This window comes from Streptomyces sp. NPDC096105 (assembly GCF_044763335.1).
Classification (GTDB): Bacteria; Actinomycetota; Actinomycetes; order Streptomycetales; family Streptomycetaceae; genus Streptomyces.
Genome location: NZ_JBIWGC010000001.1, coordinates 33,985 through 47,584, shown reverse-complemented (window position 1 = coordinate 47,584; position 13,600 = coordinate 33,985). Strand labels below are relative to the sequence as shown.

Below are 13,600 nucleotides of genomic sequence, written 5' to 3'. Positions count from 1 at the left end.
GAGCGGACCCCTTACGGCTGCAGCACCACCTTGGTGTAGCCCTCGATCCGCTTGTCGAACTTGTCGTACGCGGACGGCGCCTGGTCCAGCGGCAGTTCGTGCGAGACCACGAAGCTGGGCTTCGCCCGGCCCTCGATGATCATGTCGCGGAGCTGCCGGTTGTAGCGCTTGACGTTGCACTGGCCGGTGCCGAGCCTGATCCCCTTCTCGAAGAGCTTGCCGACCGCGACCAGCAGCATGCCCTGCTTGGAGTGCTCGTCCGGGGCGCCCGGGTCGGACGGCACGTACAGCCCGGGGACGCCGAGCATGCCGGTGGCCCGGACCGTGCGGACCAGCGAGTTCAGCACGGTCGCCGGCTCCTCCCGGTCCGTGTCGCCGCCCGCCGAGGCCTGGTAGCCGACGGCGTCGATGCCCTTGTCGGTGCCCATGCCGTCGGTCTGGTCGTGGATCTGCTCGACCGGGTCGGCCTCCGCGAAGTTGACCGGAACCGCCCCGATCTCCTCGGCCTTCTGCAGCCGCTCGGCGACCCGGTCGACCACGAACACCTTCTTCGCGCCGCGCATCATCGCCGAGTAGGCGGCCATCAGCCCGACCGGGCCGGCGCCGTACACCGCGACGCTCTCACCCGGGCGCACCTGGGCGAGCTCGCAGCCGTGGTAGCCGGTGGGGAAGATGTCCGCGAGGAGCACGAAGTCGTTCTCGTGCTCGGTGCCCGGCGGCAGTTTCAGGCAGTTGAAGTCGGCGTAGGGGACGCGCAGGTACTCCGCCTGCCCGCCCTTCCAGGGGCCCATGGCCACATAGCCGTAGGCGCCGCCCGGGAAGCCGGGGTTGACGGTGAGACAGTACCCGGTGAAGCCCTCGACGCAGTTGGTGCAGAAGCCGCAGGCGACGTTGAAGGGCATGACCACGCGGTCGCCCTCCTCGAGCGAGGCGACGCCCGGACCGACCTCGGCGATGATGCCCATGTTCTCGTGGCCGAAGGTGATGCCCGGCTCGGCGTTGGTGCGACCCTCGTACATGTGCAGGTCGGAGCCGCAGATCGCGGTCGACGTGATCCGGACGATCACGTCGTTCGGATGCTGGATGGTCGGGTTCTCGACCTCCTCGACGGCGACCTCGAACGGTCCCTTGTACACGACGGCCTTCATGGTGCGATCTCCGTTCGGTTGGTGTTCCGCGTGGTGCGCGGCGGCGCCCCTCCCGATGGTCCGCGTGACCGATATCTCATGATTCCCCGGTCTTGTGACCGGGGCAAGCCGGTAATATCCGACGAATGTCGAGCGACGCCCGCCCCGTTCCGGTGGCGCGGCGTCCGGTGATTCCGATGAAGACCCGATGAAGACCCGATGAGAGGGGAGAGGGCGGAACATGGCAGCTCAGAGGCTGGGAACCTTGCTCGTGGCCGTGCCGGGGCTGTCCGGCACCCTGTACCCCCCGGGCACGACCGTGACCGTCCGCGGGCGCGGCGCATCCGTCGACGCGTTCGTCAACGGCGACTGGCTCGCGCTGTCGTGGTGGGAGTTCTCCGACGGCCTCCGTGAGGACGTCGCCGACCGCTGACCGGTCACCTCGGGGCTCAGTCGACCTTGACCCAGTCCAGGGTGCGCTCGACGGCCCGCTTCCAGTCCTCGTAGCCCTGCCGACGCCGGTCCTCGTCCCACCGCGGCTCCCAGCGCCTGGACTCCTGCCAGTGCGAGCGGAGCTCGTCCGTGTCGTTCCAGAAGCCGGTGGCGAGGCCCGCGGCGTACGCGGCGCCCAGCGCGGTGGTCTCCGCGACCACGGGCCGGCTGACCGGCACCCCGAGCACATCGGCCTGGATCTGCATGCACAGGTCGTTCGCGGTGACACCGCCGTCCACCTTGAGCACGTCCAGGTGCACCCCGGAGTCCTGCTCCATCGCCTCGACCACGTCACGGCTCTGGTAGCAGATCGCCTCCAGCGTGGCCCGCGCGATGTGACCGCCGGTGTTGTACCGGGACAGGCCGACGATGGCGCCCCGGGCGTCGGAACGCCAGTAGGGGGCGAACAGGCCGGAGAACGCGGGCACGAAGAACATGCCGCCGTTGTCCTCCACCGAGCGTGCCAGCTGCTCGCTGTCCGGGGCGCTCCCGATGATCTTCAGCTGGTCGCGCAGCCACTGCACCGCCGCGCCGGTCACGGCGATGGAGCCCTCCAGCGCGTACACCGCCGGGCTGCCGGCGAACTGGTACGCCACCGTCGTCAGCAGGCCGTTCCGCGAGCGGACCAGTTCGGTGCCGGTGTTCAGCACCAGGAAGTTGCCGGTGCCGTAGGTGTTCTTGGCCTCGCCGGGGGAGAAGCAGACCTGTCCCACGGTGGCCGCGTGCTGGTCGCCGAGGACGCCGGTGATCGGCACGGCGGCGCCCAGCGGGCGGGACGTGCGGGCCTGGCCGAACGCCTCGGGGTCCGAGGAGGGGTGGATGGCCGGGAGCATCGAGCGCGGGATGCCGAGGATGCCGAGCAGCTCGTCGTCCCAGTCGAGGGTCTCCAGGTTCATCAGCATGGTGCGGCTGGCGTTGGTCACGTCCGTGGCGTGGACGCCGCCGTTGGGGCCGCCGGTGAGGTTCCACAGCACCCAGGCGTCCGTGTTGCCGAACAGGGCGTGCCCCGCCTCGGCCGCCTCGCGCAGCCCGTCCACGTGGTCCAGCAGCCACTTGATCTTGCCGCCGGAGAAGTAGGTGGCCGGCGGCAGTCCCGCCTTGTGGCGGATCACGTCGCCGTGGCCCTCGCGTTCGAGGGCGGCGGCGATGCTGTCGGTGCGGGTGTCCTGCCAGACGATCGCGTTGTAGTACGGACGGCCGGTGCGCGGGTCCCAGACGACGGTCGTCTCGCGCTGGTTGGTGATGCCGATGGCCCGGAGGTCGGAAGCCGTCAGGTTACCGTCGCGGAGGGCGTTCTGGATCACCGTGTTGGTGCGCTCCCAGATCTCCACCGGGTCGTGCTCGACCCAGCCGGAACGGGGCAGGATCTGCTGGTGCTCCAGCTGGTGCTTCGCCACCTCGTTACCGGCGTGATCGAAGATCATGAAGCGGGTGCTGGTGGTCCCCTGGTCCACCGCGCCGACGAATTCGGGCATCGCTGCAACCTTTCTGAGTTGACGACGGTCCCGGGGGCCTACGCCTCCTCGGTGGCCGGGCCTTCCTCTTGGTCCTCCATCGCCCGCGTCCTGGCGGTGATCACCGGCTTGATGAGCAGGTCGTACACCAGTACGCCGAGAACGCCGCCGATCAGCGGGCCGACGACGGGGATCCACCAGTAGCCGCTGAACCACCCGAACGTGCCCGGAAACGCGATGTCGCCCCAGCCCTCGAAGTAGGTGAACAGGCGGGGGCCGAAATCGCGCGCGGGATTGATCGCGTATCCGGCGTTCGTGCCGAAGGTGAGGCCGATGGCGACGACCACCAGGCCGATGAGGAACGGGTGGAGATTCGCCAGGGGAGCGACATTCTTCAGGTCGATGAGTGCGCAGATCAGAAGCAGCAGAACGCCGGTGCCCACGATCTGGTCGAGCAGCGGGCCCCACCAGGAATTCCCGAAGTATTCCGCGGGGAAGGTCGCGAAAATGGAATAGGTGGCCAGTGACTCGTCACGGGCCAGACCGGCCTTCGCGTCGGCGGCGTCGATCGCCCAGCGGTAGCAGGCGTAGACGAGCGCGGCGGCGACGAAGGCGCCGAGCAGCTGGGCCAGCCAGTAGGCGGGCACCTTCTTCACGGGGAAGTCCCTGCGCACGGCGAAGGCCAGGGTCACCGCCGGGTTGATGTGGGCGCCGCTGATGCCGCCCGCCACGTAGACGCCGAAGACGACGGCGAGGCCCCAGCCCCAGCAGATGATGAGCCAGTTAGCCGGCCCGAAATCCACGAACTGCCGCCCGGAACCGGGCAGGCCCACGACCGCGACGGCGACAGATCCGAGACCCAGCAGAATGAGGACGAACGTCCCCAGGAATTCGGCGAGCATCTCGCCGCCGATGCCTTCGCGATAGCCGCGTCGGCGTGGAGCTGTAATGCGATCAGCCATCAGCTCTCCTCGAACGGAAATGGCGCGGACTGTGCCTCCCCATGTCGGCAGCGTAGGCCCGCCCCGGTGCCCAGGCGCGCGGGGAGCGGTCTTTCCCACCAACGGCCCAGTTCGGTGAGCGAAGAGGAAGGGAAGGGCGAATACTGCGGGGCGTTCGGGGTGTTCGGGGAGTTAGGGGCGAGGTTTCCGCACGGGTCCGGGGGGAGCGGACGAAAGCGCCCGCCAAGGACCGGCCGCCTCGGCCGGACGGCAGGGCCCCGTGACCCGCACCGCCCTCGCCGTGCCTCGCCCGTGCCCTCCGGTCCCGGTGCCGCGGGCCGGCCCCCGGAGCGCGTTGCCGCGCGGCGCGCTGGGCGGCGCCGCCCGGAAGCGTCCGGCGCGCCGCGCGGCGTGTGACCCGGGCATGTCGGGCGGCGAAAAAATCTTGCGTGCGGGCGATGAGTTCCGTCCGGCACCCCGGTCACTCCTCGCAACGGGACCGTTGCCCAGGAGGAGCCATGTCGCTTCCGGAGATCGTCTCGCGCGCCCAGTGGAGTGCGGCGCGCGAAGAACTGCTCGACAAGGAGAAGGCCGTCACCCGCGCGCTCGACGCCCTCCGTGCCGAACGGCGCCGGCTGCCCATGGTCCCCGTCGACCGCGCGTACGTCTTCGAGGGCGGCGACGGCAGGGCCACGCTGCTCGACCTCTTCCAGGGACGGCAGCAGCTCGTCGTGCACCACTTCGTCTTCGACCCCGCGTGGGAGGCCGGCTGCCGCTGCTGCTCCGCCTTCCTGGACCAGATCGGACACCTGGCCCACCTGCACGCGCGGCGCACCACGTTCGCGGCCGTCTCCCGCGCGCCGTTCACCCGCATCCTGCCGTTCAAGGCCCGGATGGGCTGGACCGTGCCCTGGTACTCGTCCTGCTCCGGTGACTTCGACGCGGACCTGGACATGTTCTCGGAGGAGGACGGCCGGCCCGTCCAGCGGCCGGGGGTGAGCTGTTTCCTGCGCGACGGCGACCGGGTCTTCCACACCTACTCGGCCTGGGGACGCGGCCTGGAGGGGCTCGGCTCCACCACCAGCCTGCTGGACCTCACCGCGCTCGGCAGGCAGGAGCCCTGGGAGGAGCCACAGGGACGCGCGTACGCCGTCGGGGTGCCCGTGACGCAGGAGCGTCTCCGCCACCACGACGAGTACGACAACTGACACGGACAGTGACGGATTGCTCCGAAAAGCTGAGAGCGCGCTCACACTTGGCAGTGAACGGGTGTCAACTACGTCTCAGTACCGTCACCGCACGAGGCGTTCGCCCCATGGTTGGCGTTTAACTCTACGAGTACAGCGCTACATGGAGGTGGCAGGGTGAACGGGCGAACGGTGCTCGAACGCTTTCCCGCAGGTGGGCCGCGCGGCTCCTGGCCCGCGGAGGAGTTCGCGCACGCGCGGCGCCTGGAGGGCCTGCCCGCCGAGGTCGTCATGGACCTCGCCACCGACATGTTCCTGGTGATCGTCCGCGGCGAGGGCGCCGGCGGTGAGGCGGTGGCGTGAGCCCCCCGCGGGGCGCCGTGCGCGGCCGTCAGGCGGTGACCGGGCGTGACCAGACGGGGGTGGTTCCGGTGAGGCGGCACAGGGCCAGGTACAGCGGTATCGGCGGCGTGTAGGGGAGCGTGCCGTCGGGGCGGTGGATCAGCCCCGGGAGACCGGCGGCGCCCGTGTCGGCCGGGGTGTCGGGAAGGACCGCGCCGGCGGCGTAGTGCGCGGGGGCGGGCCACTCCAGGGCGTAGTCCGAATCGGACGGGACCAGCCACCACCAGTGCGCGTCATCGGCGTACACGCACCCCACGCGGGGCAGCCGGGGCAGGACCAGCGGGCCGAAGCGGGCCGGCACGGCCACCGCGTCGCAGCCCATCGGGGCGGTCATGCCCTCCGGCACGGGAAGCCGCCGGGGCGCGTCGGGCGTCTGCCGTCCGCGTTGGATCCGGACCAGCGAGTCCAGGCTCAGCACGCGTGTGCCGCCGGGGCCCGTCACGCCTGCCCTCCGTCCCGCTCGGCGGGCGTCCTCAGACGCTGCTCGGCCGGGTGGTCCCGGCCGCCGTCGCCGGCCCCGCCCTCGCCGTCCTCCGAGCCGCCGGCCGGACCGGGCTTGGACCGGGCGCCCCAGCCGAGGTCGCCGCGGGGTTCGCCGGAGCCGGGCGGAGTGCCGGCGGTGCGGGGGAGTTCCGCCCAGACCAGCAGGCCGGGACCGTGCTCGTGGGCGCCCCACGCGTGGCACAGGGCGTCGACGAGGAGCAGTCCCCTTCCGTGCTCCTCCTCCGGCTGCTGCCGGAAGTTCGCCCGCGGCCGGCCCGGCGCGCAGCCCTCGTCCCGCACGGCGATGCGCAGCAGGTCGTCATCGTCGTGCAGCTCGCAGACGACACGGCTGCTCGCGGTGTGCACGATGGCGTTGGTGACCAGTTCGGAGACGACCAGGGCCGCCGTGTCACAGGTGTCCTCGCACACCGACCAGCCGGTCAGCCGGGCCCGTGTCAGCCGTCTCGCCCGGGCGGGGGAACCCGGGTGAGCGGCCAGCTCGAAGCGGAACCGGCGCTCGGCGGCGGCCCCCGGGGAGGGGGCGGCGGCCGGGGCGGCGCCGAGGCCGACGGAAGCTGCGGCGGCGTCTGTTCCTAAGGGCGCGGACGGAATCACGCTTGCCACTATCGCCCCGCCGTGAACACTTGGCAAGTGTCACTCTGAAAATTGCAGAGTGCTGTGTGACGGTCTGGACGGGCGTGGCACACTGCTCGCAACAGCACCTCGTGCGGCGTCAGTTGGGATCGCCGGAGACTAATTCGAATGTGAGTTCGGATCACCTGGTCTCCGTACCTGGTCTCCGTGCCGGATCACCGGACGGCGCCGCCGGGCTGTCACTATTTGTTCGAGGGAGGTGGAGCGTGAGCGAACCCCGGTCCGCGCCGACGGTGGGGCAGGTCGTCCTCGGGCGCCGCCTGCTGGACCTGCGTGAGCGCGCGGGTCTCAAGCGGGAGGAGGCCGCCCGGATCCTGCGCGTCGCGCCCGCCACCGTGCGCCGCATGGAGATGGCCGAGGTGGCGCTCAAGATCCCCTACCTCCAGCTGCTGCTGAAGGCCTACGGCGTCTCCGACGAGGAGGCCGAGGCGTTCGTCCAGCTCGCGGAGGACGCCAACAAGCCCGGCTGGTGGCAGCGCTTCCACGACATCCTGCCCGGCTGGTTCTCCATGTACGTCAGCCTGGAGGGCGCGGCCTCCCTCATCCGCAGCTACGAACCCCACTTCGTCCCCGGACTGCTCCAGACGGAGGACTACGCGCGCGGCGTGCTGCGCTCCGGCGCCATAGGGCAGACCCGGCCCGAGGACATAGAACGCCACGTCGACCTGCGCATGCGACGGCAGGAACTGCTCACCCGCGAGGACGCGCCCCGGCTGTGGGTCGTCATGGACGAGACCGCGCTGCGCCGCCGGGTCGGCGGCCCGGAGGTGATGCGCGCGCAGATCGACAAGCTGCTCGAGGCGGCGGCGCTGCCCAACGTGACGCTGCAGATCGCGACCTTCGACAGCGGGCCCCACCCCGGCACGTACGGGCCGTTCGTGCTGTTCCGATTTGCCATGCCCGAACTGCCGGACATGGTCTACAGCGAGTACCTGACCGGCGCCGTCTACCTGGACGCGCGCACCGAGGTGGCGACCCACCTCGAGGTCATGGACCGCATGGCGGCGCAGGCCGCCACGGCACATCGCACGAAGGGGATCCTCCGGGATCTCCGCAAGGAGCTGTGAATGGAACTCATCAAGCCCCCGAAGACCCAGCCGCGTGCGCGGGCGCACGCCGCACGGATCTACAACGGCATGCCCGCCCGGGAGCTGGGCAGCGAGGGCTGGCACAAGCCCTGGAGCGGCGGCAACGGCGGCAACTGCCTCGAGGCGATGAAGCTGGACGACGGCCGGATCGCCGTGCGCCAGTCCACCGACCCGGACGGGCCGGCGCTCATCTACACCTCCGCCGAGATGACGGCCTTCATCGAGGGGGCCAAGGCCGGAGAGGCGGATTTCCTGCTGTCCTGACCCCCGTTGCCGCACTACCTTTTGCTTCCTCCTTGGCACTGAATTGATCACTAACGCTTGCAGACAGTTACGGAGTCCGTCATGACCGGACAGCACCCCGTCGAGATCGACACGACCAGACCGCATCCCGCGCGGATGTACGACTGGTACCTCGGAGGCAAGGACAACTACCCGGTCGACGAGGCCATGGGCCGGCAGATGCTCGCCCTCGATCCGCGCGTGCCGGTCATGGCGCGCGTGAACCGCGCGTTCATGCAGCGCGCCACACGCTGGCTCGCGGGGCAGGGCGTACGCCAGTTCCTCGACATAGGCACCGGCATCCCCACCGAGCCGAACCTGCACCAGGTCGCCCAGCGCATCGCGCCGGACGCCCGCGTCGTGTACTGCGACAACGACCCCATCGTGCTGGCCCACGCGGAGGCCCTGCTGCGCGGCACGGCGGAGGGCGTCACCGACTACCTCCAGGCCGACGTCCGGGAGCCGGACACCATCCTGGAGGGCGCGCGCAAGGTCCTCGACTTCGACCGGCCGATCGCGCTGTCGCTCATCGCGCTGCTGCACTTCGTCCCCGACGAGGACGGCGCGCACGCGCTGGTGACGCGGCTGGTGGACGCCCTGCCCCCGGGCAGTTACCTGGTGATCAGCCACGCCACGGCCGACTTCACGCCCGAGGAGTCGGAGGAGGCCACGGCGAAGCTCAAGGGTGCGGGCGTCACCCTGGCGCTGCGCAGCCGCGGGGAGCTCACCCGTTTCTTCGACGGCCTCGACCTCGTGGAACCGGGCGTTCAGGTGCCGCACCTCTGGCGCCCCGAACTGGGCGACCCGGTCCCGGGCCAGGACGACGGGGTCATCCCCGGCTACGGAGCGGTGGCCCGCAAGCCGTAGGCGGCCACCCGACGCCCCTGGGAGCCCGGCCGACGCCGGGAGCCCGGGGGCGTCGGTGTGTCGTGGCATGGCGTGGCGGGACCGGCGCGGCGCGGTGCGCGTGGGCCGGTCCGTGCCGGGAGGCGGGTGCGCCGGGCTGAGACCGGGCGGGGCCGCGTGCCGGCCCGGGCGGGCGGCAGGAGCGTCCGGCCGCTCCGTCCCCGGCACGGGCCTGCGCTTGGCGTCCACCTCGACCAGGCGCAGCCCGCGCACCCGCCCTTCCCCCTCGAAGCGCAGCGCCGACGCCGCGAACAACCGCGCGTCGGCCTCCGCCTCCGGCGCAGGGCCACACCACCCGGCCGGGTGCTCGTCGCGTCCGGCCGGTCAGCCGGTGAGGGCCAGGAGGTACGCCAGAGCGGCACCGGCCGAGGCGAGGGCACGGACGTGGTTCCACCGTGTCCACCCGCGCACGTACTCCGGCCAGTACGCGGCCGCCTCCGCACCGCCCGCGTCGAGCCGGGCCAGCCGGTCGTTGCGGGGTATGTTCGCCGCCGCGGTCAGCCCGAACGACCCGCACAGATACAGCACGCCGCCCACCACCGAGGCGACCACCCCCTCGTCCGGCCGCGCCACGGCCGTCACCACCGTGAGCACCGCGCACAGCACCGTCGTGCCGAGGAACACGACCATGAACGGCGGCCGCACCGCCGCCACGTTGACCGCCTGCATCGCGGCCACGCCCCGCGCCGGCGGCAGCGCCGCGAGCCCCCTCATCACGAACGTCGAGAACGCGCAGAACACCCCGGCCACCAGCCCGGTCCCCAGCACACCCAGCGCCGTCAGCACGGCATACGGCCCGTCACCCATGTCCTCACCCCCGTCACTCCCATCGCTTTCGTCACTCTCGTCCTTCCGGCCGGCACCGTCCTCCGGCCGCCCGCACCACCAGTGAACGCGTCCCTGCCGCAGCGGACCATGGCCGAGCGGCGCGCACCCATGCGCGAGCGTCCACGGCTCGCGCCCGCCCACGGCGCACCGCCCTCGCCGGCACTTCCGGTGTGGTCCGGGACGTACCGCATCATGGCCGTGTGCGACTCGAAGCGATCACCTGGGACCGGCTCGTCGACGTACTCGCCGAGCGCCTGCGGGAGCTCGACCCGGCTGACGGTTCTCCCTGGCCCCGCGTGGCCCTCGACGGCGCCCCGGCCGCCCGCCCGGGCGACCTCGCCGAGCGGCTCGCCGAGGCGCTGCGCGTCCGCGGCCGCCCCAGCCTCGTCGTCGGCACGGAGGGCTTCCTGCGCCCCGCCTCGGTCCGGCTCGAGTACGGTCACCAGGACCTCGAGTCCTACTACAGCGGCTGGTACGACACCGGCGCCCTGTGGCGCGAGGTGTTCGACCCGCTCGGGCCGGGCGGCAGCGGGCGGGTGCTGCCCGACCTCCGGGACCCGGTCACCGACCGCGCCACCCGCAGCCCGTATGCCGGACTGCCGCCCGGAGGCCTGCTGTTGCTGCACGGCCCGCTCCTCCTGCACCACTGGTTCCCCTTCGACCTGACCGTCCACGTCCTCCTCTCACCCGGTGCGCTGCGCCGCCGCACTCCCGAGGCCGAGCACTGGACCCTGCCCGCCTTCGAGCGCTACGAGCAGGAGACCGACCCGGCCGGCACCGCCGACGTACTGGTGCGGGCCGACGACCCGCGCCATCCGGCCTGGCGCGGTCGAGAGCGCGGTTGAGGGCCTGGCCGCGCCGGTCTGCGCGGCGCCGTCCGCTGCGGGTGCCGTCCTCCGGCGGCCCGGAGACAATGAAGGGCGTCGGGACTCGCGGCGCGCCCCGCGCCGCGCCGGCCGTCCGGCACCGGGAGGTATCCCATGACCACCGCCGGAGACATCATGCACCGCGGCGTCCAGTGGATCCCCGCGCACGAAACCCTCGACCGCGCGGCACAGCTGATGCGCGAACTGAACGTCGGCGCGCTGCCCATCAGCGACGAGAACGAACGGCTCTGCGGCATCCTCACCGACCGCGACATCGTCGTCGGCTGCGTCGCCATGGGCCATGACCCCGCCCAGGTCACCGCGGGCGAGATGGCCAAGGGCACACCGCGCTGGATCGAGTCCGACGCCGACGTCGACGACGTCCTCACCGAGATGCGCACCCACCAGATCCGCCGACTGCCCGTCATGGACGACAAGCGCCTCGTCGGCATGATCAGCGAGGCCGATCTGGCACGGCACCTGACGGACGAACAGATCGCCGCCTTCGCCGAGAGCGTCTACGCCCGGTCCGCCTCCGGCTGACCCCTCCGCCCGTGCCCGGCGGGACGGGCGGACGTCGCAGCCAGCCGCTGCGCCGGAGCGCCCGGTACCGCAGCGGGTACGTACCCGGGTATCAGCCCGACGACCATGCCATGGCCGTACCGCCAGTGCGGCTCCGGCATGTGGCCGACGCTCATGCCGTACACCCCCCACACCATGGTCGGCACCGCGACGATCGCCACCCGTTCCGTGGCCTCACTGCCCTGGACATTCGGTCCCCCTCGCATGGATCCCCCCGTGCCGCGCTTCCTCGTCCGCCTGCCGGACCAGTGTGCCGGCGACCGGCCGACCGCGTGCGGGCCTGTGGAAACGCCGTGTTCCGCTTGGTTCCCGCCTGTGGACGAAGGAGCGCGGACCCACGACGGCCGGCTCTCCGTCCGGGACGCGCGCGCCCTCCCGCCGGTCCCGCACCGGCTGCCTGACGCTCAGTCCCGTGCCGGCGGCCGTGCACCGACCCGTTCCACCGCCGCAGCCCCCGCCCGGCACCCCTCCTCCGCCGCCTGCCCGGGAGCCGCACCGGCCAGCAGGGCCGCGAGGAAGGCCCCGGTGAAGGCGTCACCGGCCCCCGTCGTGTCCCGGGGCGTCACCGGCACGGCGGGGACACGGGCGCACACCTCGCCGGACCGCGCCAGCAGCGCACCCTCCGCGCCCTGCTTGACCACCACCAGCGGCACCCGCCGGCTCAGCCGCGCAGCCGCCTCCGCCGCGTCCGGACACCCCGTCAGCAGGCACGCCTCGTCGTGGCTCGGCAGCAGCACCTCCACTCCCTCCACCAGCGACAGGAAGCTCTCCGGACCCAGCTCGGCCAGGAATCCGGCCGACGCCGGGTCCACACTCACCGGCACCCCGCGCGCCTCCGCCGCCTTCAGCGCGACCGCGACCAGGGCCCGGCCGCTTCCGCTGAACAGCAGGTAGCCCGACAGGTGCAGTCGCGCCACCCCGTTCAGCAAGGCGCCCGACCAGTCCTCGGGCCCGAGCAGCACCGACGCGCCACTGTCGGTGAGGAAGGTCCGCTCGGCCGCCGCGCCCTCGTCGACCAGGCACACGACCGTCCCCGTCGGCACGTCGGCGTCCACCACCAGCCGCGGACGCACCCCGCAGGCGGTCAGCTCCCGTTCGTGCCAGGCCGCCGCGTCCGCGCCCACCCGCCCCAGCAGGCGCACCTCGCACCCGCCCCGGCGCGCCGCCCAGCAGGCGACGTTCGCGCCCGCCCCGCCCGGCACCGTGCGGATCACGGCCGCCGTGTCCGTGCCCGGGGCGAGCGGACCGGCGTGGCGCGCGACCACGTCCGTGATCACGTCGCCGACGACCAGCAGCGCCCCGCCCGACCCGGTCACTCCCCGGCGGCCCAGGCCGCCGCCACCCGGGCCGCGAGGGCCACGTTGCCCCGCACCGCCGCCAGATTGGCCTCGAGGGAGGCGCCGTCGGTGTGCCGCACCAGGTGGTCCAGCAGGAACGGCGTGACTCCCTGACCGGTGACCCCGGCGGCTTCACACGCCCGCAGCGCCTCGTCGAGCACCCGCGCGTGCGTCTCGGGATCCAGCTGCTCGTCCTCCGGCACCGGGTTGGCGACGATCAGCGCCGACTCCGGGCCCCCGAGGGCGTCCTGCGCCCGCATCACCCCGGCCACCTCCTCCGGGGTGTCCAGCCGCCAGTCCACGGGATGCCCGGAGTCCGACAGGTAGAAGCCGGGGAACCGGTCCGTGCCGTATCCGGCGACCGCCACGCCCAGCGTCTCCAGCCGCTGCAGGGTCGCCGGCACGTCCAGGATCGACTTCACCCCCGCGCACACCACGGTGATCCGGGTGCGCGCGAGCAGCCCCAGGTCGGCCGACTCGTCCTGGGTGACGGTCCACTCCCGGTGCACCCCGCCGAGCCCCCCGGTGGCGAACACCCGGATCCCGGCGAGCGCGGCGAGCAGCGCGGTCGCGGAGACCGTCGTCGCTCCGCTCGCCCCCGTGGCCACCGCGAGCGGCAGGTCGCGGTGGCCCAGCTTGCGGACGCCGTCCTCGTTCGCGACGCGCTCCAGCTGCTCCTCGTCCAGGCCGGCCCGCGGCCGGCCGTCCAGCACGGCGATCGTCGCCGGTACCGCGCCCTCCCGTCGCACCACGGCCTCCAGCTCGCGTGCCACCTGGAGATTGCGCGGCCGGGGCAGGCCGTGGGCGATGATCGTGGACTCCAGGGCCACCACCGGCCGCCCCGCCGCGATCGCGCCCCGTACCTCTTCCGACACCATGAGCACCACGCGCCGCCTCCCGTCTGCCGCCTCTCCCTCCATCTCTGGCGGGCGGCACGCCGGGCCAAACCCTTGCGGCGCGTCACAGGGCTC

At 72.4% G+C, this 13,600-nt stretch carries 16 protein-coding genes and 1 pseudogene; 8 read left to right on the top strand and 9 right to left on the bottom strand.

Annotation, left to right across the window (positions count from 1 at the left end):
* Window positions 1–11: 11 nt before the first annotated feature.
* Window positions 12–1,148 (bottom strand): glutathione-independent formaldehyde dehydrogenase, encoded by a 1,137-nt coding sequence (locus ACIQ8B_RS00230; protein ID WP_403544100.1) that lies wholly within the window; start codon window positions 1,146–1,148, stop codon window positions 12–14.
* Between the two features lie 220 nt (window positions 1,149–1,368).
* Between ACIQ8B_RS00230 and ACIQ8B_RS00225 the strand changes: the two genes are divergently transcribed.
* Complete coding sequence (locus ACIQ8B_RS00225; RefSeq protein ID WP_106414721.1) at window positions 1,369–1,560, top strand: hypothetical protein; 192 nt, start codon at window positions 1,369–1,371, stop codon at window positions 1,558–1,560.
* Window positions 1,561–1,576: 16 nt separating this feature from the next.
* Here ACIQ8B_RS00225 and glpK read toward each other — a convergent pair whose 3' ends face one another.
* Together glpK and ACIQ8B_RS00215 are read right to left on the bottom strand one after the other, a co-directional pair.
* The gene (gene glpK / locus ACIQ8B_RS00220) at window positions 1,577–3,094 is read right to left on the bottom strand and encodes a glycerol kinase GlpK (RefSeq protein WP_290007219.1); all 1,518 of its coding nucleotides are present in this window, start codon (window positions 3,092–3,094) and stop codon (window positions 1,577–1,579) included.
* A gap of 38 nt (window positions 3,095–3,132) precedes the next feature.
* Entirely contained in the window at window positions 3,133–3,975 is an 843-nt protein-coding gene (locus ACIQ8B_RS00215; RefSeq protein WP_403544754.1) for an MIP/aquaporin family protein, read from the bottom strand.
* Window positions 3,976–4,532: 557 nt separating this feature from the next.
* Here ACIQ8B_RS00215 and ACIQ8B_RS00210 point away from each other — a divergent pair.
* Together ACIQ8B_RS00210 and ACIQ8B_RS00205 are read left to right on the top strand one after the other, a co-directional pair.
* The gene (locus tag ACIQ8B_RS00210; RefSeq protein ID WP_403544098.1) at window positions 4,533–5,222 is read left to right on the top strand and encodes a DUF899 domain-containing protein; all 690 of its coding nucleotides are present in this window, start codon (window positions 4,533–4,535) and stop codon (window positions 5,220–5,222) included.
* A 156-nt stretch (window positions 5,223–5,378) separates the two neighbouring features.
* Window positions 5,379–5,564 carry a hypothetical protein gene (locus ACIQ8B_RS00205; RefSeq protein WP_019525306.1) on the top strand — a complete coding sequence of 62 codons (186 nt, stop codon included), beginning with the start codon at window positions 5,379–5,381 and terminating at the stop codon, window positions 5,562–5,564.
* A 28-nt stretch (window positions 5,565–5,592) separates the two neighbouring features.
* Here ACIQ8B_RS00205 and ACIQ8B_RS00200 read toward each other — a convergent pair whose 3' ends face one another.
* Both ACIQ8B_RS00200 and ACIQ8B_RS00195 read right to left on the bottom strand, forming a co-directional pair.
* Window positions 5,593–6,045 (bottom strand): hypothetical protein, encoded by a 453-nt coding sequence (locus tag ACIQ8B_RS00200; RefSeq protein ID WP_290007230.1) that lies wholly within the window; start codon window positions 6,043–6,045, stop codon window positions 5,593–5,595.
* Entirely contained in the window at window positions 6,042–6,710 is a 669-nt protein-coding gene (locus tag ACIQ8B_RS00195; protein WP_403544095.1) for an ATP-binding protein, read from the bottom strand. The genes ACIQ8B_RS00200 and ACIQ8B_RS00195 overlap by 4 nt, the downstream gene beginning before the upstream one ends.
* Before the next feature lie 236 nt (window positions 6,711–6,946).
* Here ACIQ8B_RS00195 and ACIQ8B_RS00190 point away from each other — a divergent pair, with 236 nt between their 5' ends.
* The 3 genes from ACIQ8B_RS00190 to ACIQ8B_RS00180 all read left to right on the top strand — a co-directional run bounded on the left by ACIQ8B_RS00190 (window position 6,947) and on the right by ACIQ8B_RS00180 (window position 8,977).
* Entirely contained in the window at window positions 6,947–7,807 is an 861-nt protein-coding gene (locus tag ACIQ8B_RS00190) for a helix-turn-helix transcriptional regulator (protein WP_106414727.1), read from the top strand.
* Window positions 7,808–8,092 carry a DUF397 domain-containing protein gene (locus ACIQ8B_RS00185; protein WP_106414728.1) on the top strand — a complete coding sequence of 95 codons (285 nt, stop codon included), beginning with the start codon at window positions 7,808–7,810 and terminating at the stop codon, window positions 8,090–8,092.
* Window positions 8,093–8,173: 81 nt separating this feature from the next.
* On the top strand, window positions 8,174–8,977 hold the full coding sequence (locus tag ACIQ8B_RS00180; protein ID WP_403544093.1) for an SAM-dependent methyltransferase: 804 nt from the start codon (window positions 8,174–8,176) through the stop codon (window positions 8,975–8,977).
* A gap of 189 nt (window positions 8,978–9,166) precedes the next feature.
* On the opposite strand, the pseudogene gltD reads toward ACIQ8B_RS00180, so the two are convergent.
* Together gltD and ACIQ8B_RS00170 are read right to left on the bottom strand one after the other, a co-directional pair.
* Window positions 9,167–9,316, bottom strand: a pseudogene (gene gltD, locus ACIQ8B_RS00175) (glutamate synthase); the annotation flags it as partial.
* Window positions 9,317–9,340: 24 nt separating this feature from the next.
* The gene (locus ACIQ8B_RS00170; protein WP_403544091.1) at window positions 9,341–9,823 is read right to left on the bottom strand and encodes a DUF1772 domain-containing protein; all 483 of its coding nucleotides are present in this window, start codon (window positions 9,821–9,823) and stop codon (window positions 9,341–9,343) included.
* A 221-nt stretch (window positions 9,824–10,044) separates the two neighbouring features.
* Between ACIQ8B_RS00170 and ACIQ8B_RS00165 the strand changes: the two genes are divergently transcribed.
* Together ACIQ8B_RS00165 and ACIQ8B_RS00160 are read left to right on the top strand one after the other, a co-directional pair.
* Window positions 10,045–10,689 (top strand): uridine kinase, encoded by a 645-nt coding sequence (locus ACIQ8B_RS00165; RefSeq protein ID WP_403544089.1) that lies wholly within the window; start codon window positions 10,045–10,047, stop codon window positions 10,687–10,689.
* Window positions 10,690–10,824: 135 nt separating this feature from the next.
* On the top strand, window positions 10,825–11,253 hold the full coding sequence (locus ACIQ8B_RS00160; protein ID WP_403544087.1) for a CBS domain-containing protein: 429 nt from the start codon (window positions 10,825–10,827) through the stop codon (window positions 11,251–11,253).
* Between the two features lie 443 nt (window positions 11,254–11,696).
* Here the strand turns inward: ACIQ8B_RS00160 and ACIQ8B_RS00155 are convergent, their stop codons facing one another.
* Window positions 11,697–12,608, bottom strand: a complete 912-nt coding sequence (locus ACIQ8B_RS00155) for a carbohydrate kinase family protein (RefSeq protein WP_403544085.1) — start codon at window positions 12,606–12,608, stop codon at window positions 11,697–11,699.
* Window positions 12,605–13,516 (bottom strand): pseudouridine-5'-phosphate glycosidase, encoded by a 912-nt coding sequence (locus ACIQ8B_RS00150; protein ID WP_290007246.1) that lies wholly within the window; start codon window positions 13,514–13,516, stop codon window positions 12,605–12,607. Before ACIQ8B_RS00150 ends, ACIQ8B_RS00155 begins: the two co-directional genes overlap by 4 nt.
* Window positions 13,517–13,600 lie beyond the last annotated feature (84 nt).